Source organism: Rubrimonas sp., from assembly GCF_036788415.1.
Lineage (GTDB): Bacteria > Pseudomonadota > Alphaproteobacteria > Rhodobacterales > Rhodobacteraceae > Rubrimonas.
This window is the reverse complement of the sequence record NZ_DAIQNN010000063.1, coordinates 1-18979: the sequence shown is the minus strand read 5'-3', so window position 1 is coordinate 18979 and position 18979 is coordinate 1. Positions and strand designations below refer to the sequence as shown.

Genomic DNA, 18979 nt, shown 5'->3' with positions numbered 1-18979 from the left:
CTCACGCCCGCGCCGCCCGCTCCGCCTCCGCGCCCAGCGCCGACAGCGCCATTGCGACGATCTGCGGCGCGTTCATCGCCGCGACTTCGTACATCGTCGCCGGGCTGTCCTGATCGATGAAGATGTCGGGGAACACCATCGGGCGCACGCGCAGGCCCGCATCCAGCATCCCCTCCATCGCCAGAAGCTGCAGCACATGGGAGCCGAAGCCGCCCACCGCCCCTTCCTCGATGGTGATCAGCGCCTCGTGCTCGCGCGCGAGCCGCAGGATCAGGTCGCGGTCCAGCGGCTTGGCGAAGCGCGCATCGGCCACGGTCGTGGACAGGCCGCGCGCGTCCAATTCGTCGGCCGCCTTGAGAGTTTCCTGCAACCGCGCGCCGAAGGAGAGCAGCGCGATCTTGCTCCCCTCGCGCAGCACCCGCCCGCGCCCGATCTCGAGCGGAACGCCGCGCTCGGGCATCTCGACCCCCATCCCCTCGCCGCGCGGGAAGCGGAAGGCGGAGGGGCGGTCGTCGAGCGCCGCCGCCGTCGCCACCATGTGGACGAGCTCCGCCTCGTCGCCGGCGGCCATCACCACGAAGCCGGGCAGGTTGGCGAGATAGCCGACGTCGTAGCTCCCGGCATGGGTCGCGCCGTCGGCGCCGACCAGCCCCGCGCGGTCGATGGCGAAGCGCACCGGCAGGCGCTGGATCGCCACGTCGTGCACGACCTGATCGTAGCCGCGCTGCAGGAAAGTCGAGTAGATCGCGCAGAACGGCTTGAGCCCGCCCGCCGCCATCCCGGCGCAGAAGGTCACCGCATGCTGCTCGGCGATGCCCACGTCGAAACAGCGCTTGGGGAACCTGTCGGCGAAGAAGTTCAGCCCGGTCCCCTCCGGCATCGCCGCGGTCACGGCGACGATCTTCTCGTCGTCCTGCGCCTCGCGGATCAGGCTGTCGGCGAAGACCTTGGTGTAGGAGGGCGCGTTGGTGGGCGATTTCTTCTGCGCGCCGGTGACGAGGTCGAACTTCGCCCGCGCATGGCCCTTGTCGGGGGCGTCCTCGGCGGGGGCGTAGCCCTTGCCCTTCTTGGTGATCGCGTGGATCAGCACGGGCCCGTCGGCGCTGGCCTTCACCATGCGCAGCACGGCGAGCAGCTGGCCCATGTCGTGGCCGTCGATCGGGCCGAGATAGCGGAAGCCCAATTCCTCGAACAGCGTGCCGCCGATGGTCGCGCCCTTGACCAGCTCGCGCGCGCGCTTGGCGCCGTCGCGCAGCGGCGGCGGCAGGAACTCGCCGACCTTCTTCGTCGCGGCGCGCAATTCCTGCACGGCGCCGAGGCTCCACAGCCGGGTGAGGTACTCCGACATCGCGCCGACCGGCGGGGCGATCGACATCTCGTTGTCGTTGAGGATGACGATCAGGCGGCGGCGCTGGCCGCCCGCGTTGTTCATCGCCTCATAGGCCATGCCCGCCGAGATCGCCCCGTCGCCGATCACCGCGATGACGTCGCCGACATCGTCGCAACCCAGATCGCGCGCCGTCGCGAAGCCGAGCCCCGCCGAGATCGACGTCGAGGAGTGGCCCGCGCCGAACGGATCGTAGTCGCTCTCCTTGCGCTTGGTGAAGCCCGACAGTCCGTCGCCCATGCGCAGCGTGCGGATGCGCTCGCGCCGCCCGGTCAGGATCTTGTGGGGATAGCACTGGTGGCCGACATCCCAGATCAGCTTGTCGCGCGGCGCGTCGAACACCGCATGGATCGCGACGGTCATCTCGACGACGCCGAGCCCCGCGCCCAGATGGCCCCCGGTGACCGAAACCGCGGCGACCGTCTCGGCGCGCAGCTCGTCGGCGAGGCGCTTGAGCTGGCTGTCGGAGAGGCGCTTGAGATCGGCGGGATATTTGACCCCGTCGAGCAGCGGCGTCTCGGGGCGGTCGGGGCTTTTCTCGGTCAGGTCCTTCACGTCTCTCTCCGTCGTCGCGACGCGCGCTCAGGCGCGCCGGTCCACCGCGTAGCGCGCGGCCTGGGCCAGCGCCGCGGCCCGCGCGCCATAGGGCTCGAGCCGCGCGCAGGCGCTGTCAGCGAGCGCTTGCGCGCGCGCGCGCGCGCCTTCGGCGCCCAGAACCGTGACGAAGGTCGCCTTGCCGGCGTCGGCGTCCTTGCGCAGCCGCTTGCCGGCCGCGCCCGCGTCGCCTTCGACATCTAGCAGATCGTCGCGGATTTGAAACGCAGCGCCTAGGTCGCAGGCGTAGGCGCGCAGGCGGTCGCGCGCATCCGCCGCAGCGCCGCCGAGGATCGCGCCGGCCTCCGCCGCGAAGCCGATCAGCGCGCCGGTCTTGAGATGTTGCAGCGCCGCGATCTCCTCGGCGCCCAGCGCCGTCTCGGCGGTCTCGGCCCCGAGGTCGAGCGCCTGCCCTCCGACCATGCCGTCGATCCCCGAGGCGCGCGCGAGCGCGAGCGCGAGTTCGGCGCGGATGGCGGGGTCGGGATGGGTGTCGGGATGGACGAGGATCTCGAAGGCGAGGGTCTGGAGGCAGTCGCCTGCCAGCACCGCGGTCGCCTCGTCCCAGGCGATGTGGACAGTCGGCTTGCCCCGGCGCAGATCGTCGTCGTCCATGCAGGGCATGTCGTCATGGACGAGGCTGTAGGCGTGCAGGCACTCGACCGCCGCCGCCGCGCGATCCGCCGCTTTCGGGTCGGCGCCGAACAGCGCCGCCGTCTCGATGGTCAGGAAGGCGCGCAGCCGCTTGCCGCCGCCGAGCGCGGCATGGCGCATCGCCGCGGCCAACCTGCCCCGCGGGTCGGGGCCGTCGGGCGGCAGCAGCGCGTCGAGCGCCGCCTCGGCGCGCGCGGCGGCCGCCGACAGCGCTGCGTGGAACTCGGCCATGGCGCGTCACTCGGTCGGAAAGGGGGCCAGCCCCGCCGCGCCGCCATCCTCGCCCTGCACGATCTTCTCGACGCGCAGCTCCGCGTCGCGCAGGCGCTTCTCGCACTGGGCCTTCAGCGCGGCCCCCTTCTCGTAGAGCGCGATGGACTCTTCGAGCGGCGCGTCGCCGCTCTCCAGCCGGTCGACGATCTCCTCGAGCGCCGCCATCGCCTGTTCGAAGCTCATCGCCGCGATCTCCGCCGCGACGGTCTTCGAGGCTTCGGCCTCCGCCTTGCTCATCCCGCCCGCTCCATCAGAACCCGCAGATGCGCCGCCGTCGAGCGCGCGAGCGCCTCCAGATCATATCCGCCCTCCAGCGTCGAGACGACCCGCCCGCCGGCGAACTCGTCGGCGACGTCGCACAGCGCATGCGTCGCCCAGACGAAATCGCGCTCCGAGAGCTGGATGGTCGAGAGCGGGTCGCGCGCATGGGCGTCGAAGCCGGCCGAGATGTACATCAGTTCGGGGCGGAAGCGGCGCAGCGCGGGCAGAACCTGACCGGTGAAGGCCTCGCGGAAGGCGTCCGGCCCCGACATCCCCTCGAGCGGGACGTTGAGGATGTTGCCGGCCCCCCGCTCATGCGCCGCGCCCGTGCCCGGATAGAGCGGCCATTCATGCGTCGAGGCGTAGAACACCCGCCCGTCGCGCTCGAAGATCTCCTGCGTGCCGTTGCCGTGATGCACGTCGAAATCCATGATCGCGACGCGGTGCAGCCCGTGGCGCTCGATCGCGTGCAGCGCGCCGACGGCGGCGTTGTTGAACAGGCAGAACCCCATGGCCCGGGTCGTCTCGGCGTGGTGGCCCGGCGGGCGCGTGGCGCAGAAGGCGTTGTTCGCCTCGCCCGCCATCACCATGTCGACCGCCAGCACGTTCGCCCCCGCCGCGCGCCGCGCCGCGCGCAGACTGAGCGGCGAGACGAAGGTGTCGCTGTCGAGCGCGCGGTCGCCGGCCTGCGGGATCGCCGCGGCGAGCCGGTCGAGATGGCTCTGCGGGTGGCATCGCAGCAGATGCGCGTCCTCGGCCAGCGGGGCGGGCGCGCGCAGCAGATGCATGAACTCCTCCGAGCACAAAACGGCGTCGACGGCGCGCAGACGGTCCACGCATTCGGGGTGGCCGTCGGGCGTGACGTGCTCGTAGCAGTCGGGATGCGAAATCAGCGCAGTGGTCATGGCGCGGAGATTGGCCCGCCCATCGGACGCGCGCAATGGCGCGAAAGGCGGCAGGGGATGTGGCGGATTGGCCCTGCGCCGCGCCTCAATCCGGCGTCAGCATGTAGCCTTCGCCGCGCACGGTGCGCAGGTAGCGCGGCTCGCGGGGGTCGGGTTCGATCTTGCGGCGCAGGCGGGTGATCTGGACGTCGACGGCGCGCTCGTTGGCCGGGCCGTCGGCCCCGCTCAGCGCGCCCACGAGCGTCAGGCGGTCGACCGGCGCGTGGCTGGAGGCCGCGAGGGCGCGCAGGAGCGAAGCTTCCGTGCCGGTCAGCCGCACCGGCTCCGCGCCGCGCCACAACTCGCCCCGCCCGATGTCGTAGCGCACCGGCCCGAGGCTGAGGGTGCGCGGCGGCTCGGGCGCGGGCGCGGCGGGGGCGGCCGCCGCGCGGCGCAGGATCGCGGTCGCGCGCAGCAGCAGCTCGCGCGGCTCGAACGGCTTGGGGAGGTAGTCGTCGGCGCCGCTTTCGAGCCCAGCGATGCGGTCGGCGGTCTCGGTGCGCGCGGTCAGCATCAGGATCGGCGCGCGGCCCGGCCCGCTGAGGCTGCGCGTCAGGCTCAGCCCGTCCTCGCCGGGCATCATCACGTCGACGATCAGCAAGTCGAAGACCAGCCCGTCCAGCAGCTTGCGGGCGTGGGACGCGTCGCGCGCGGCGGTTGCGCGGAAGCCGTTGCGCGACAGGTAGCGCGTCAGCAGCGACCGGATGCGGGCGTCGTCGTCGATCACCAGAACATGCGGGGCGGGCCCGGAGGCGGGTTCCGGGGTGGGTTCCGGGGCGGGGTCGATCATTCGCGGCGCTCCACCATGCCGAGCGCGGCCTCGCGCTGGGCGGGCTCGATCATGCGCTCGAGCACGCGGCGGAACCCCGCCACCGCCTCCGGGCCCGCCTCGCGATAGGCGCGGCGGACGCGGGCGCGCTGGGTCTCCGACAGCCGGCCTTCGAGCGCCGCGCCGGCTTCGGTGAGGCTCAGCAGGCGCTGGCGGCGGTCGGAGGGGCCGACCCGGCTCTCGACCAGCCCGTCCTCGATCAGCTGGCGCAGCACGCGGTTCAGCGACTGCTTGGTGACGCCGAGGATGTCGATCAGCGCCTGCACGGTCAGGCCGGGGCGGCGGTTGATGAAGTGCAGCGCCCGGTGGTGCGCCCGCCCGTAGCCGTATTCCTCGAGGATGCGGTCGGGGTCGGCGGTGAAGTCGCGATAGGCGAAGAACATCAGCTCGATGCCCTGCCGCAGCTGCGCGTCTGTGAGAAACAGCAGTTGCTCGCCGCGCGGCGCGGCGAGGCGCGGCGCTGCAGCGCGTCGGGCGGGGGCGTCGGGCGAACCGGAATCTGGCATGTCCATCACGAATTATGTCAGCGGCATTGACGCATCCTTAGCGCGATGTTACGCCCCACGCAAGCGTCGACGACATATCCTGTCGCTTGGCGCGCAACCGAGGCAACAAACGGAAAACGGGCGCTGGCAGCGCCTGCGCGAAAAGGAACATGACGATGAGCGCCGCGACGCCCTCCTACAGCGACCGGGACGGATGGATCTGGATGGACGGGGCGTTCGTTCCGTGGCGCGAGGCGCAGGTCCATGTGCTCACGCACGCGCTCCACTACGCTTCGTCGGTGTTCGAGGGCGAGCGGGCCTATGGGGGCAAGATCTTCAAGTCCAGTGAACATTCCGAGCGGCTGCATTACTCGGCGGGGGCGCTCGGCTTCACGATTCCGTGGTCGGTCGCCGATCTCGACCGGCTCAAGCTCGAAGTGATGGAGAAGAACGGGTTGTCGGACGCCTATATCCGGCCCGTCGCATGGCGCGGATCGGAGCAGATGGGCGTGTCGGGCCAACTCAACACGATCCATTGCGCCATCGCCGCATGGAACTGGGGCGCCTATTACGGCGACGCCAAGATGAAGGGCGCGCGGCTCGACATCGCCAAATGGAAGCGGCCGAGCCCCGAGACGATTCCCTGCTCGGCCAAGGCGGCGGGGCTCTACATGATCTGCACACTCTCCAAGCACGAGGCGGAAGCCAAGGGTTATTCGGACGCGCTGATGATGGATTACAGGGGCTATGTCGCAGAGGCGACGGGCGCCAACGTGTTCTTCGTCAAGGACGGGAAAGTCCACACGCCGCAGCCGGACTGCTTCCTCAACGGGCTGACGCGTCAGACGGTGATCGGCCTGCTGCGCGAGCGGCAGATCGAGGTGGTCGAGCGGCATATCGAGCCGGCGGAGATGGAGGGCTTCGAGCAGTGCTTCCTGACCGGGACGGCGGCGGAAGTGACGCCGGTGGCCGAGATCGGAAGCTTCACTTTCGAAGTCGGCGCCCTGGCGAGGGAGATGGTCGGCGCCTATGACAAGCTGGTGCGGGCGGCCTGACGATGCTTGCGGCGCGGGCGAACCCACGCCGCATTGTGAAACCGAATCAGAGGGTTACGCGGGTTCCCTTGCCGGCTTCCTCGGCCAGCCTCAGTGCGGCCTTGGCGATGGCGAGGTCCTGAAGGCCGACGCCGGTGCCGTCGAAGAGGGTGATCTCGTCCTCCGAAGTGCGGCCTTTGTGCTCGCCCGTGATCACATCGCCGATGGGGGTGATGGCTGACTCGGCGATCAGGCCGGCGGCGACGGCGTGCTGGGCCTCGCCGATGGTGACGGACTGAGCGACTTCGTCGGTGAACACGGTCGCCGCGGCAAGAAGAGCCGGGTCGACTTCCTGCTTGCCTTTCGTATCTGTGCCCATGCAGGCGAGATGAACGCCGGGCTTCACCCAGTCCTTCATCATCAGCGCCGAATTGGCGGAGGCGATGGTGATGATCACATCGGCCTGCGCGCCCAGGGTTTCACGGTCGACCGCCTCGAAGGGGAGGCCGAGTTCGGCGGCGACTTCGCCGAGTTTGGGAAGCATGTCGGGGTGATAGTTCCAGGCGACAACTTTTTCGAAAGCGCGCTGCTCCACAGCCGCCCGAAGCTGGAACTGCGCCTGATGGCCCGCGCCGACCATGCCCAGAACCTTCGCGTCCTTGCGGGCGAGATGGGCGATGGAGACCGCGGAAGCCGCGGCGGTGCGCAGCGCGGTCAGGTGGTTGCCGCCGACGAGCGCCTGAAGGCGGCCCGTGTCGGGGTCGAAGAGAAAGACCGTAGACTGATGATTCGTAAGGCCTTTGGCCATGTTGCCGGGCCAGTAGCCGCCCGATTTCACGCCGAGCGCCATGCCCGCCCGGTCGAAGCCGGACTTGAAGCCGTAGAGCGCGTCGGCATGGCCGATGGCCTCGCGGATCACCGGGAAATTGTAGGCGTCGCCGCGCGACATGGCGGCGAACACGTCCTCGACGGCGCGGAAGGCGTCGGCGCGGCCGACAAGGGCGCGGCAGTCGTCTTCGGTCAGGATCACGAGGGCGGCGTCGGACATGGGAAGGGCTCCGGGGCGTAGGATTTGCGTCGGACATCCGTCGGACATCCGTCGGACAAATGTCGGACATCCGTCGGACTTTCGTCGGACGCAGGTTTATGGCGGACGAAGCTGGGAGAGAGGCGCGCCCGGAGGGCCGGGCGCGCGGGGAGAGGAGCGGCTCAGTAGGCCTTGCCGCGGGCGCTGACCGGCCAGACAGTCTCGACCTTGCCGCCGCGCACGCCGACATACCAGTCGTGCACGTTGCAGGTCGGGTCGCAATGGCCGGGCACGAGGCGCAGCTTGTCGTTGACCTTCAGAACGCCCTCGGCGTCCATGATGACGCCGTGCTCGTCGGAGCACTTCACATACTTCACGTCGTCGCGCCCGAAGATCACCGGCAGGCCCGAGTCGACCGACTGCGCCTTGAGGCCGGCGTCGCAGATCGCCTTGTCGGCCTTGGCGTGGGACATGACGGAAGTGAGGATGAACAGCGCGTTCTCCCACTCGCCCTGATCGATGCGCTTGCCGTCCTTGTCGAGGATGCGGCCGTAATCGGCGTCCATGAAGGCGTAGGAGCCGCACTGCAGCTCGTTGTAGACGCCCGAATTGCCTTCGAAATAGTAGGAGCCGGTGCCGCCGCCGCCGACGATGTCGCACTCGATCCCCTCGGCCTTCAGCGTATCGACCGCGTCCTTCACCATCGCGACCGCGATGTCGATCTTGGCCTTGCGCTCGTCATAGCTGTCGAGGTGCTGCATCGCGCCCTGATAGGCCTGGATGCCGGAGAACTTGAGGCCGGGCGCGGCCTCGATGGCCTTGGCGATCTCGACCACCGCCGGAGTGGTGGTGACGCCGCAGCGGCCGGCGCCGCAGTCGATCTCGACGAGGCACTCGATGGTGGTCCCGTGCTTCACCGCAGCCGCGGACAGGTCGGCGACGTTGGCGAGGTCGTCGACGCAGCAGATCGCGCGGACGCCGAGCTTGGGGAGCCGGGCGAGGCGGTCGATCTTGGCGGGGTCGCGGACCTGGTTGGAGACCAGCACGTCCTTGATCCCGCCGCGCGCGAAGACTTCGGCCTCGGAGACCTTCTGGCAGCAGACGCCGACAGCGCCGCCGAGCTCCATCTGGACTTTTGCGACGTCGACGGATTTGTGCATCTTGCCGTGGACGCGGTGGCGCACGCCGTGCGCCTTGCACCAGTCGCCCATCTTCTTCACGTTCCGCTCGAACGCGTCGAGATCGACGATCAGGCAGGGGGTCTGGATGTCCTTCTCGTCCATGCCCGGGACGGCGGGGATGTCGTAGCCGACTTCGTAGGCGTCGAACTTGGCGGGGGCGTTCATGGTTTCTCTCTCCCTGGGTCGTTGGCCGGCGCTGGGGCCGGGAAGCTGGTGGGCTGACGATTACTCTGCTGCGGCGGGTTCGAGGGCGGCGAGGGCTGCGCGGAGCTTGGCGAGGGCGTCCGCGTCGCGCGGCGGCGCCGCTTCGAGATCGGCGATGGCGTCGCGGAGGAGGTCGCTGGCCGCCTCGCCGCCCCAGAGCCAAGGCGCGCCCTTGCGCGCTTCGGCCCATTGGGCGTCGGTCCATTCGGGATAGGCGTCAGCTTCGCTCATCGAACTTCCTCCGGTCTCGCGCATTGGCCTTGTGCAAGGAGATAATCCGCACGACGCCCGCGCGCCATGTGTACGCCACCTTGTGCAGCCGGTCGCCGATCAGACCGACCGAAACCCATCGCTGCTCGCCATACTCGGCCCGGTCGTCGGGTCGGGTGAAGGCGGTCCGCCACTCGAAGCGCGCAACCTCGTCGAAGGCGACGCCATGCTTTTCGAGGTTCGCCGCCGCCTTCCTCGCATCCCACTCGAAGCGCACGGCGCCGCATGGCTCATTTCGTCATCCAGGGCAGCTTGTCGAGATCGACGTTGCCGCCGGTGACGACGACGCCGACGCGCTTGCCGCGGAAGATCTCGGGGTTCTTGAGGATCGTGGCGAGGGGGACCGCGCAGGACGGCTCCATCACGATCTTCATGCGCTCCCAGGTCAGCTTCATCGCGGCGACGATCTCCTCCTCGGAGGCGAGCAGCACGTCGGTGACGTAGCGGCTGACGAAATGCCAGGTGTTCTCCTTGAGCGGCACCTTGAGCCCGTCGGCGATGGTGACCGGCGCGTCATAGGCGACGATGTGGCCGGACTTGAAGGACTGGTAGGCGTCGTCGGCTGCTTCGGGCTCGGCGGCGTAGATCTCGGTGGTCGGAGAGATCTCGGAGAGCGTCAGGCAGGTGCCCGAGACCATGCCGCCGCCGCCGATGGGGGCGATCACCGCGTCGAGACCGCCGAGATCCTCCATCATCTCCTTGGAGCAGGTGCCCTGCCCGGCGATGACGCGGGGGTCGTTGTAGGGGTGGACGAACTCGGCGCCGGTTTGCGCCACGACTTCGGCGAACACCGCCTCGCGCGACGAGGTGGAGGGCTCGCATTCGACCACTTCGCCGCCATAGCCGCGCATCGCGGCCTTCTTCGCCTCGGGCGCGGTGCGCGGCACGACGACCTTGCAGGGGATGCCGCGACGGCCCGCCGCATAGGACAGCGACAGGCCATGATTGCCCGAGCTGTGGGTGGCGACGCCCTTCGCGGCCTGCTCGTCCGTCAGGCCGAACACGGCGTTGCAGGCGCCGCGGACCTTGAAGGCGCCGGCTTTCTGGAAGTTCTCGCATTTGAAGAAGAGCTGCGCGCCGGTGAGCTGGTTGAAGTAGCTCGACGTCAGGATCGGCGTGCGCAGGATGTAGGGCTTGATGCGGGCGTGCGCGGCGAGCACGTCCTCATAGGTCGCGGGGGCCTTGGCGGCGTCGGTGATCCCGTCCATGCTCATGCTCCTCAGGCGGCCTGCTTGCGCGCGAGGCCGTTGTTCTTGCGATAGAAGTCCTGCGCTGCGGCGACGCCCGAGCCGAGGCGGACCGGCCAGCCGAGATCCGCCATCGCCATCTCGATCGCGGCGATCCCCGACAGCGCCATCACGTCGGTCAGCGAGCCCAGATGGCCGATGCGGAACGCCTTGCCCGCCATCTCGCCAAGGCCCACGCCGAAGCTGACACCGTAGGCCGAATAGGCGTGCGAGACCAGCGTGTCGGCGCTCAGCGTCGGCGGGGCGAGGATCGCGGTGACGGTGTCGGAGCGCTGCTCGGGGCGGCGGGCGACCATCTCCAGGCCCCAGGCGTCGATCGCGGCGCGCACGCCGCTGGCGATCCGGCGGTGGCGGGCGAAGACGTTGTCGAGGCCTTCGGCGAACAGCATGTCGAGGCTCGCGCGCATCCCGAAGATCAGCTGGGTCGGCGGCGTGTAGGGGAAGCCGCCCTTGTCGTTGGCCGCCTTCATGTCGCGCAGGTCGAAGAAGGCGCGGGCGCAGCGGGCGGTCTCGGCCGCCGCCATCGCCTTGCGGCTGATCGCGAGCACGGCGAGGCCGGTCGGCAGCATGAAGCCCTTCTGCGAGCCGGAGACGGCGGCGTCCACCCCCCATTCGTCGAAGCGGAAGTCGATGGAGGCGAGCGAGGACACGCAGTCCACGAACAGCATCGCGGGGTGCTTCGCCGCGTCGAGCGCCGCCCGGATCGCGGCGATGTCGGAGGTCACGCCGGTCGCGGTCTCGTTATGGGTGGCGAGCACGGCCTTGATCGCGTGCGCCTTGTCGGCGGCGAGCGCCTCGGCCATGCGGGCGACCGGCGCGCCCTCGTGCCAGTCGCTCTCGATCACCTGCATGTCGAGATGATGGCGGCGGCACAGCTCGATCCAGCGATGCGAGAACATGCCGTGGCGCGCGGCCAGCACGCGGTCGCCGGGCGACAGCGTGTTGGTCACCGCCGTCTCCCAGCCGCCGGTGCCGGTCGAGGGGAAGATGAAGGTTTCGGCGTCCTGCGTCTTGAACACCTTGCGCAGATCGTCGAGCACCGGGCGGAAGACATGCACGAAATCGGGCGCGCGATGGTCGAGCGTGCCGACCGCGATGGCGCGGCGCAGGCGGTCGGGCATGTTGGTCGGGCCCGGAATGAACACCGGATTCTGGTCGGACATCGGATTTCCCCCCCGGGAGTGGCGCGTTGCTTTGAGACTGAGTGGATCATACACGGCGCGGCGTGGCGCGCAATTTTTCTGGAAAAATATTCCATTTCGCCTAGAAAAGAGCTATCCATCTGGGATAAAACAGCATATTTTTCCCAATGACGCAGTGCGAAAACGGCTTTGGAAATATTTTCCATTCCATATGCGCCTGAGGGGCGCGAAGGGAGACCCGGCGATGGCGGACGGAATCGGGGCTGGCGGCGGCAGAAAGCGGGGGCGGCCGCGCGCGGAGGCCGGGACGGCGCAGGCCCCGACGGTGCAGGCGCTCGACCGGGGGCTCGCGCTGCTGTCGGGGCTCGCGCGGCGCGAGCGGGCGACGCTGACGGAGCTCGCCCTCGGGGTCGGGATGCCGGCCTCCTCGGCGCACCGGCTGCTCGCGACCTTGCAGCGGCACGGGCTGGTGGAGTTCGACGAGGCGACGCAGGAGTGGCGGATCGGCGTCGAGGCCTATCGCATCGGCAGCGTGTTCCTGACCCGCGCCGATGTGGTGGACGCGGCGCGCGAGCCGATGCGCCGGCTGGTCGAAGCGACGGGCGAGACCGCCAATCTGGCGCTCGCCGACGGCGGCGACGTGGTGTTCGTCAGCCAGATCGAGACGAGCCACCCGATCCGCGCCTTCTTTCGCCCCGGCGCGCGGGCGCCGATGCACGCCTCGGGCGCGGGCAAGGCGCTGCTCGCGGCGCGGCCCTGGGAGGAGGTCGAGCGGCTGTTGATCCGGCGCGGTCTGCCGGAGTTCACGCCGCGGACGCTGACGACGCCGCAGGCGCTGCGGGCGGAGCTGGAGGCGATCCGGGCGCGCGGCTGGGCGCTCGACGACGAGGAGCGGCATCTGGGGATGCGCTGCGTCGCGGCGGCGGTGCGGGGGCCGGGCGGCGCGGCGGCGGCGGGGCTGTCGGTGTCGGGGCCGGCGGCGCGTCTGCCCGATTCGGCGGTGGGCGAGCTGGGCCAGATCGTGCGGCGGGCGGCGGCGGAGGTCTCGGCGCTCATCGGAGGCGACGCGCGATAGCGCGCTTGCGCGCGACGCCGCCAGCGCTCATGTCTTCACGGCGGCGGGGTGTGAAATCTCCCGGCGCCGACTCGACCCCTCACAGGAGCCGACCATGACCATTTTATCCCGCCGCACGCTTCTCGGCGCCGGCGCCGCCGCGCTGACCCTCGCCGCTGCGCCCCTGCGGCTGCGCGCGGCCGACGGGCCGCACGCGCTGCCGCCGCTGCCCTACGCCCCCGAGGCGCTGGAGCCCGCCATCGACGCGCTGACGATGACGATCCATCACGACCGCCACCACGCCGCCTATGTCGCCAATCTCAACAAGGCGCTGGCCGACCATTCCGCCCTCGCTGCGATGCCGCTGCACGAGCTGCTCGCCAAGCTCGGCGAAGCGCCGGAGGGCGTGCGGACCGCGCTGCGCAACAATGGCGGCGGCCACGCCAACCATGCGATGTTCTGGGAGATCATGGGGCCGCAAGGGGGCGCGCAGGGCGGCGCGCCGGAGGGGGCGCTGCTCGCGGCGATCGACCGCGACCTCGGCGGCGTCGAGAAGATGAAGGCCGACCTCAAGAGCGCGGGGCTGCGCCAGTTCGGCTCGGGCTGGGCCTTCGTGACGGTGGACGGCGCGGGCAAGCTGGCGATCGCGGCGCGGCCCAATCAGGACACCCCGCTGATGGAGGGCGGGCGCGCGTTGATGGGCGTCGACGTGTGGGAGCACGCTTACTATCTGAAATACCAGAACAAGCGCGGCGACTATCTCGACGCGTGGTTCGACGTGATCGACTGGGCGAAAGTCGCCGCCCGCTACGACGCGGCGCTGACGGGCGCGCTGACCATCTGAGGGGCGCGACGGCGCGTCCGAGGCGGCGCGCATTTCCCCGTCGCCAGCTTCGCGGGTTTCGGCGAAGCTGGCGGCGACGCCGTCGTTGCGATGGCGGCGGCGCAGCACAGGGAGACCGCGCGGATGTACACGGTGATCGGCGGCCCGCGCACCCGGGCGATGCGGGTTCTGTGGATGCTGGAGGAACTCGAACAGCCTTACGCGCATGTCCCCGCGGCGCCGCGCAGCGCGGAGGCGCTTGCGGCCAATCCCAGCGGCAAGGTGCCGTCGCTGCTCGTGGATGGCGAGACGCTGACCGACTCGGTCGCAATCGTCACCTATCTCGCCGACCGCCACGCCGCCTTCACCCACCCCGCCGGCACGCTCAAGCGCGCCCGGCAGGACGCCGTCACCCAGTTCTGCGTCGACGAGATCGAGGGCGCGCTGTGGACGGCGGCCAAGCACAGCTTCATCCATCCCGAAGAGCTGCGCGTTCCGGAAGTCAAGGCCGCTTGTCGGGCCGAGTTCGACGCGGCGATGGCGCGGCTCGGCGCGATGGTCGAGGGGCGGGAGTTCGTCGCGGGCGACGGCTTCACCGTGCCCGACCTGCTGCTCGGCCATTGCGCGGGCTGGGCGGAGGCGGCGAAGTTCGACCTGCCGGACGGCCCCGCCGGGGCCTATCTCGCGCGGATGCGGGCGCGCCCGGCGCTGGCGCGGGCGATGCGCAAGGCCACCGCCGCCGGCTGACGCGGCGCCGCCATGACCGCCCGGCCCGGCGCGCCGCTTGGCGCCGCCGCGGGGCGCGCCTAGAAAGGCGCTCTGCGGCGGGGGCGGGAGGACCGGATGCGACAGGCGGAGCTGAGGCGCGACACCTCCGAGACCAAGATCGCCGTTGCGGTGACGCTCGACGGGCGCGGCGCGCATGAGCTGGCGACCGGCGTCGGCTTCTTCGACCACATGCTCGCGCAGCTGTCGCGGCATTCGCTGATCGACATGCGGGTGCGCGCGACGGGCGATCTGCACATCGACGACCACCACACGGTCGAGGATGTGGGAATTTCGCTCGGGCGCGCGCTGGCGCAGGCGCTCGGCGACAAGGCGGGGATCCGGCGCTACGGATCGTGCCTGCTGCCGATGGACGAGGCGCTGACGCGGGCGGCGCTCGACCTGTCGGGGCGGCCTTTCCTCGTATGGTCGCTGCCGTTTCCGACGCAGAAGATCGGGACGTTCGACACGGAGCTGGTGCGCGAGTTCTTCACCGCCTTCGCGATGAATGCGGGGATGACGCTGCATGTGGAGGGGCTGGCGGGCGCCAACAGCCACCACATCGCCGAAAGCGCCTTCAAGGCGGTGGCGCGGGCGCTGCGCGAGGCGGTCGAGCCCGACCCGCGCGCGCCGAACGCGCCGCCCTCGACCAAGGGCACGCTGAGCGCATGAGCACGCGCGTCTTCACCGCGCATCTCGCCAATGGCGCGGCGCCCGAGCGGGTGCTGCTGATCGACGACCGGTGGCGCTGGGGGGCGTTCCTGTTCCCGCTGCTCTGGGCGCTCTGGGCGCGGCACTGGCTGCTGGCGCTGGCGCTGCTGGGCGTCGCCGGCGCCACCTGGGCGCTGGGCATGGCGGGCGCGGCGGCGGCTGCGGCGGCGCTCGATCTGGCGGTGCGGCTGATCCTCGGCTTCGAAGGGGCGAGCTTCGCGCGGCTCGACCGGGGTTTGCGGGGCTGGCGCGATCTGGGGGGCGTCGCGGCGGAGGATTCCGAGACGGCCGAGCTCGCTTGGTTCATGGGCGAAGGGCGCGCGGCGTGAGCACGGCGATCCTCGATTACGGCTCGGGCAATCTGCGCTCGGCGCAGAAGGCGTTCGAGCGGATGGCCGCGGAGACCGGCGCGGGCGGGCCGATTGCGCTGACCGCCGATCCGGACGTCGCGCGCAAGGCGGATCGGCTGGTGCTGCCGGGCGTCGGGGCGTTCGCCGATTGCGCGGCGGGCGTGCAGGCGGCGGGGCTGCGCGAGGTTCTGGAGGAGCGGGTGATCGCGGGCGGCGCGCCGTTCCTCGGCATCTGCGTCGGCATGCAGCTGATGGCGCGGATCGGGCGCGAGCATGGCGACTGCCCGGGTTTCGGCTGGATCGGCGGCGAGGTGGTTCGGCTGACGCCTTCGGACCCGGCGCTGAAAATCCCGCATATGGGGTGGAATGCGCTGGCGCCTTCGGGCCATCCGCTGTTCGAGGGGATCGCGGCGGGCGATCACGCCTATTTCGTGCACTCGTTCCATTTCGTCCCCGACGATCCGGCGCATGTGCTGGCGACGGCGGAATATGGCGGGCCGGTGGTCGCGGCGGTCGGGCGGGACAATCTGGCGGGGACGCAGTTCCACCCCGAGAAGAGCCAGGCGACCGGGCTGCGGCTGATCGCGAATTTCCTGCGGTGGAAACCATGATCCTCTATCCCGCCATCGACCTGAAGGACGGCGCCTGCGTGCGGCTGCTGCGCGGCGAGATGGATGCGGCGACCGTGTTCAACGACGACCCCGCCGGGCAGGCCGAGGCCTTTGCGCGGGCCGGGGCGCGCTGGCTGCATCTGGTCGATCTCAACGGCGCTTTCGCGGGCCGCCCCGTCAACGGCGCGGCGGTGGAGGCGATCCTGTCGCGCGTCTCGGTCCCCGTGCAGTTGGGCGGGGGCGTGCGCGACATGGGAGGCGTCGAGGGGTGGCTGGCGCGCGGCGTCGCGCGGGTGATCCTCGGGACAGTGGCGGTGCGCGACCCGGCGCTTGTGCGCGCGGCGGCGCGGGCGTTTCCCGGCCGGGTGGCGGTGGGGGTCGACGCGCGGGGCGGGCGCGTCGCGGTGGAGGGCTGGGCGGAGACGACCGAGCTCTCCGCGCTCGACATCGCGCGGCGCTTCGAGGATGCGGGGGTCGCGGCGCTGATCTACACCGACATCGAGCGCGACGGGGCGATGCAGGGGCCGAATGTGGAGGCGACGGCGGCGCTGGCGCGGGCCGTCTCGATCCCGGTGATCGCCTCGGGCGGCGTGAGTTCGCTCGACGATCTGCGGGCCTTGCGCGATTGCGGCGCGGCGCTCGACGGCGCGATCTCGGGGCGCGCGCTCTATGACGGGCGGATCGATCTGGCGCAGGCGATCGCGCTGCTGGAGGGCGCGGCGTGACGCTGGAGACATGGCTCGCCTTCGTCGCCGCCTCCTCCGTGCTGCTGGTGATGCCGGGGCCGACGGTGCTGCTGATCGTGTCCTACGCGATGGGCGGGGGCTTCCGGGTGGCGGCGCCGATGGCGTTCGGGGTCGCGCTCGGCGATTTCACGGCGATGACGCTGTCGCTGCTGGGGGTGGGGGCGGTGCTCGCGGCTTCGGCGACGGCGTTCACGGCGCTCAAGCTCGGCGGCGCGGCCTATCTGGTGTGGCTGGGGGTGAAGCTGTGGCGCGAAGGCGGGGCGCTGGAGGCGACGCCGCTGCGCAACGCGGCGCCGGCCTGGTCGATGTTCAAGCATGCCTGGCTGGTGACGACGCTCAACCCCAAGACCATCATGTTCTTCGTGGCGTTCCTGCCGCAGTTCTTCGACCCTGCGCGCGACTACTGGGTGCAGATGGCGATCTTCGAGGCGACTTTCGTGACGCTCGCCTTCCTCAACGTCTTCGCCTATGCGGCGCTCGCCGGGCGGGCGCGGACGCTGCTGCGCAGCGAGCGGGCGCTGACGATCGTCAACCGCACGGCGGCGGGGGCGCTGATCGGGGCGGGCGTGGCCTCGGCCTTCGTGCGGAGGGCGTGAGGAGATGTTGAAAGCGCGCGTGATCCCCTGCCTCGACGTCAAGGACGGGCGCGTGGTGAAGGGCGTCAACTTCGTCGATCTGCGCGACGCGGGCGACCCGGTGGAGCAGGCGGAGGTCTACGACCGCGCGGGCGCCGACGAGCTGTGCTTCCTCGACATCACCGCAAGCCACGAGAATCGCGGCACGATCCTCGACATCGCGCGGCGGACCGCCGAGCGTTGCTTCATGCCGCTGACCATCGGCGGCGGCGTGCGGACGGTCGAGGACATCCGCAACCTGCTGCTCGCGGGCGCCGACAAGGTGAGCGTCAACACCGCCGCCGTGCGCGACCCCGATTTCGTGCGGCGCGCGGCGGAGAAGTTCGGATCGCAATGCGTCGTGGTGGCGATCGACGCCAAGCAGGTCGGGCCGGGCAGGTGGGAGATCTTCACCCATGGCGGGCGGACGCCGACCGGGATCGACGCGGTGCAGTTCGCGAAACTGGTCGCGGCGCTCGGGGCGGGCGAGATTTTGCTGACCTCGATGGACCGCGACGGGGCGCGCTCGGGCTACGACCTCGCCTTGACGCGGGCGGTGGCGGACGCGGTGCCGATCCCTGTGATCGCCTCGGGCGGGGTGGGGACGCTCGACCATCTGGCGCAGGGGGTGCTCGAGGGCCATGCGGCGGCGGTGCTGGCGGCCTCGATCTTCCATTTCGGCGAGCACTCCATCGCCGAGGCCAAGGCGCATATGGACGCGGCAGGCGTGCCGGTGAGGATGGGCGCATGAGCGTGCTGGAGCGGCTGGCCGCGACCATCGCCGCGCGGCGCGACGCCGACCCCGCGAGTTCGCACACGGCGGGGCTTCTGGCGAAAGGGCCGGACAAATGCGCCGAAAAGTTCGGTGAGGAGGCGGTGGAGGCGATCATCGCCGCCGCGCGCCGCGACCGGGCGGGTCTGATCGCCGAAAGCGCGGACGTGCTCTACCACCTGATGGTGATGCTCGCGGCGCAGGGCGTGGAGCTGGCGGAGGTGCTGGCGGAGCTGGAGCGGCGCGAGGGCGTGTCGGGCGTGGCCGAAAAGGCGTCCCGACCGCGGTGAGCGAGAGCGGTCGGCGGCTTCCGCGCGATTCTGTTGAAAAAGTCCGTTTTCTGAGCGGGTTAGGCCCTGATTCGATCGCTGAGGCGGGGTGATTTAGGGCGCTGGCGATGTTGGGACCGCGGCAGGTGGCGCAGGGCGAGCGGCTGATCGCCGACACCGCCTATAGTGCGGCGCCGATGCTGAACTGGGTGGTCGAGGACCGGGGAATCGAGCCGCACATCCCCGTCTTCGAAAAGTCCGCACGCCGCGACGGAACCTTCGAGCGCAGCGACTTCACCTACGACCACCGCAACGACACCTACACCTGTCCCGCCGGCGAGGTCCCGAAGCCCCGGCGGCGGAACTTCGCCAAGCCGCGCGGCGTCGTTGGCAAGGACAACTTCATCCGATACCGCTCGGGCATCCGCGACTGCGCCGTCTGCCCCCTGAAGCCGCGATGCCGCCCGCACACGCCGGAGCGCAAGATCAGCCGCTCGATCTGCGAGGGCGCCCGCGACATGGCTCGCGCCATCGCAACGACCGAGGCCCATGCCGAGTCGCGCAGGCTGCGGAAGAAGGCCGAAATCCTCTTCGCCCACCTCAAGCGCATCCTCGGCCTGAGACGATTCCGTCTGCGCGGCCCCTGCGGCGAAAGCGACGAAGTCCACCTCGCCGCCGCCGCCCAGAACCTCCGCCGCCTCGCAAAGAGGCCGACCGGCGCTCCGACGCCCA

The 18979-nt window shown here is 70.6% G+C and carries 23 protein-coding genes and 1 pseudogene; 12 read left to right on the top strand and 12 right to left on the bottom strand.

Annotation, left to right across the window (positions count from 1 at the left end; translation table 11 throughout):
• Window position 1 precedes the first annotated feature (1 nt).
• The 6 genes from dxs to V7Q31_RS13340 all read right to left on the bottom strand — a co-directional run bounded on the left by dxs (window position 2) and on the right by V7Q31_RS13340 (window position 5448).
• Window positions 2-1933 (bottom strand): 1-deoxy-D-xylulose-5-phosphate synthase, encoded by a 1932-nt coding sequence (gene dxs, locus V7Q31_RS13365; protein WP_333834363.1) that lies wholly within the window; start codon window positions 1931-1933, stop codon window positions 2-4.
• 36 nt (window positions 1934-1969) lie between these two features.
• Window positions 1970-2866 (bottom strand): polyprenyl synthetase family protein, encoded by an 897-nt coding sequence (locus V7Q31_RS13360; RefSeq protein WP_333834361.1) that lies wholly within the window; start codon window positions 2864-2866, stop codon window positions 1970-1972.
• 6 nt (window positions 2867-2872) lie between these two features.
• Entirely contained in the window at window positions 2873-3145 is a 273-nt protein-coding gene (locus tag V7Q31_RS13355; RefSeq protein ID WP_333834360.1) for an exodeoxyribonuclease VII small subunit, read from the bottom strand.
• Window positions 3142-4074 carry a histone deacetylase family protein gene (locus tag V7Q31_RS13350; protein WP_333834359.1) on the bottom strand — a complete coding sequence of 311 codons (933 nt, stop codon included), beginning with the start codon at window positions 4072-4074 and terminating at the stop codon, window positions 3142-3144. The genes V7Q31_RS13355 and V7Q31_RS13350 overlap by 4 nt, the downstream gene beginning before the upstream one ends.
• Window positions 4075-4159: 85 nt before the next feature.
• Window positions 4160-4903, bottom strand: a complete 744-nt coding sequence (locus V7Q31_RS13345) for a response regulator (protein ID WP_333834358.1) — start codon at window positions 4901-4903, stop codon at window positions 4160-4162.
• Window positions 4900-5448, bottom strand: a complete 549-nt coding sequence (locus V7Q31_RS13340) for a MarR family winged helix-turn-helix transcriptional regulator (protein WP_333834362.1) — start codon at window positions 5446-5448, stop codon at window positions 4900-4902. Before V7Q31_RS13340 ends, V7Q31_RS13345 begins: the two co-directional genes overlap by 4 nt.
• Window positions 5449-5603: 155 nt before the next feature.
• Between V7Q31_RS13340 and V7Q31_RS13335 the strand changes: the two genes are divergently transcribed.
• Window positions 5604-6482 carry a branched-chain amino acid aminotransferase gene (locus tag V7Q31_RS13335; protein WP_333834357.1) on the top strand — a complete coding sequence of 293 codons (879 nt, stop codon included), beginning with the start codon at window positions 5604-5606 and terminating at the stop codon, window positions 6480-6482.
• Window positions 6483-6528: 46 nt separating this feature from the next.
• Here the strand turns inward: V7Q31_RS13335 and bhcD are convergent, their stop codons facing one another.
• From bhcD to bhcA, 6 genes are all read right to left on the bottom strand, one after another.
• On the bottom strand, window positions 6529-7509 hold the full coding sequence (bhcD, locus tag V7Q31_RS13330) for an iminosuccinate reductase BhcD (protein WP_333834356.1): 981 nt from the start codon (window positions 7507-7509) through the stop codon (window positions 6529-6531).
• Window positions 7510-7670: 161 nt separating this feature from the next.
• Complete coding sequence (gene bhcC, locus V7Q31_RS13325; RefSeq protein ID WP_333834355.1) at window positions 7671-8834, bottom strand: 3-hydroxy-D-aspartate aldolase BhcC; 1164 nt, start codon at window positions 8832-8834, stop codon at window positions 7671-7673.
• 60 nt (window positions 8835-8894) lie between these two features.
• Window positions 8895-9104, bottom strand: coding sequence for a hypothetical protein (locus tag V7Q31_RS13320; protein WP_333834354.1), 210 nt, complete (start codon window positions 9102-9104; stop codon window positions 8895-8897).
• Window positions 9091-9360 carry a BrnT family toxin gene (locus V7Q31_RS13315; RefSeq protein WP_333834353.1) on the bottom strand — a complete coding sequence of 90 codons (270 nt, stop codon included), beginning with the start codon at window positions 9358-9360 and terminating at the stop codon, window positions 9091-9093. The genes V7Q31_RS13320 and V7Q31_RS13315 overlap by 14 nt, the downstream gene beginning before the upstream one ends.
• 13 nt (window positions 9361-9373) lie before the next feature.
• Window positions 9374-10351 (bottom strand): beta-hydroxyaspartate dehydratase BhcB, encoded by a 978-nt coding sequence (bhcB, locus tag V7Q31_RS13310; protein ID WP_333834352.1) that lies wholly within the window; start codon window positions 10349-10351, stop codon window positions 9374-9376.
• Between the two features lie 11 nt (window positions 10352-10362).
• Window positions 10363-11553: an L-aspartate--glyoxylate aminotransferase BhcA gene (gene bhcA, locus V7Q31_RS13305; RefSeq protein WP_333834351.1), complete on the bottom strand. Its 1191-nt coding sequence runs from the start codon at window positions 11551-11553 to the stop codon at window positions 10363-10365.
• Between the two features lie 223 nt (window positions 11554-11776).
• Here bhcA and bhcR point away from each other — a divergent pair, with 223 nt between their 5' ends.
• From bhcR to V7Q31_RS13250, 11 genes and pseudogenes are all read left to right on the top strand, one after another.
• Complete coding sequence (gene bhcR / locus V7Q31_RS13300) at window positions 11777-12607, top strand: HTH-type transcriptional regulator BhcR (protein ID WP_333834350.1); 831 nt, start codon at window positions 11777-11779, stop codon at window positions 12605-12607.
• Between the two features lie 94 nt (window positions 12608-12701).
• Window positions 12702-13430, top strand: coding sequence for a superoxide dismutase (locus V7Q31_RS13295; protein WP_333834349.1), 729 nt, complete (start codon window positions 12702-12704; stop codon window positions 13428-13430).
• A gap of 123 nt (window positions 13431-13553) precedes the next feature.
• Window positions 13554-14156: a glutathione S-transferase family protein gene (locus V7Q31_RS13290; RefSeq protein ID WP_333834348.1), complete on the top strand. Its 603-nt coding sequence runs from the start codon at window positions 13554-13556 to the stop codon at window positions 14154-14156.
• A gap of 96 nt (window positions 14157-14252) precedes the next feature.
• Window positions 14253-14846 carry an imidazoleglycerol-phosphate dehydratase HisB gene (hisB, locus tag V7Q31_RS13285; protein WP_333834347.1) on the top strand — a complete coding sequence of 198 codons (594 nt, stop codon included), beginning with the start codon at window positions 14253-14255 and terminating at the stop codon, window positions 14844-14846.
• Window positions 14843-15214: a DUF2628 domain-containing protein gene (locus V7Q31_RS13280; RefSeq protein ID WP_333834346.1), complete on the top strand. Its 372-nt coding sequence runs from the start codon at window positions 14843-14845 to the stop codon at window positions 15212-15214. Before hisB ends, V7Q31_RS13280 begins: the two co-directional genes overlap by 4 nt.
• Window positions 15211-15846, top strand: a complete 636-nt coding sequence (gene hisH / locus V7Q31_RS13275; RefSeq protein WP_333834345.1) for an imidazole glycerol phosphate synthase subunit HisH — start codon at window positions 15211-15213, stop codon at window positions 15844-15846. The genes V7Q31_RS13280 and hisH overlap by 4 nt, the downstream gene beginning before the upstream one ends.
• The gene (hisA, locus tag V7Q31_RS13270; RefSeq protein ID WP_333834344.1) at window positions 15843-16571 is read left to right on the top strand and encodes a 1-(5-phosphoribosyl)-5-[(5-phosphoribosylamino)methylideneamino]imidazole-4-carboxamide isomerase; all 729 of its coding nucleotides are present in this window, start codon (window positions 15843-15845) and stop codon (window positions 16569-16571) included. Before hisH ends, hisA begins: the two co-directional genes overlap by 4 nt.
• A complete protein-coding gene (locus V7Q31_RS13265) occupies window positions 16568-17188 on the top strand; it encodes a LysE family translocator (protein ID WP_333834343.1) in 621 nt (206 codons plus the stop codon). The genes hisA and V7Q31_RS13265 overlap by 4 nt, the downstream gene beginning before the upstream one ends.
• 4 nt (window positions 17189-17192) lie before the next feature.
• A complete protein-coding gene (gene hisF / locus V7Q31_RS13260) occupies window positions 17193-17957 on the top strand; it encodes an imidazole glycerol phosphate synthase subunit HisF (protein ID WP_333834342.1) in 765 nt (254 codons plus the stop codon).
• Window positions 17954-18268, top strand: coding sequence for a phosphoribosyl-ATP diphosphatase (locus tag V7Q31_RS13255; protein WP_333834341.1), 315 nt, complete (start codon window positions 17954-17956; stop codon window positions 18266-18268). The genes hisF and V7Q31_RS13255 overlap by 4 nt, the downstream gene beginning before the upstream one ends.
• Before the next feature lie 140 nt (window positions 18269-18408).
• Window positions 18409-18979, top strand: a pseudogene (locus tag V7Q31_RS13250) (transposase); the annotation flags it as partial.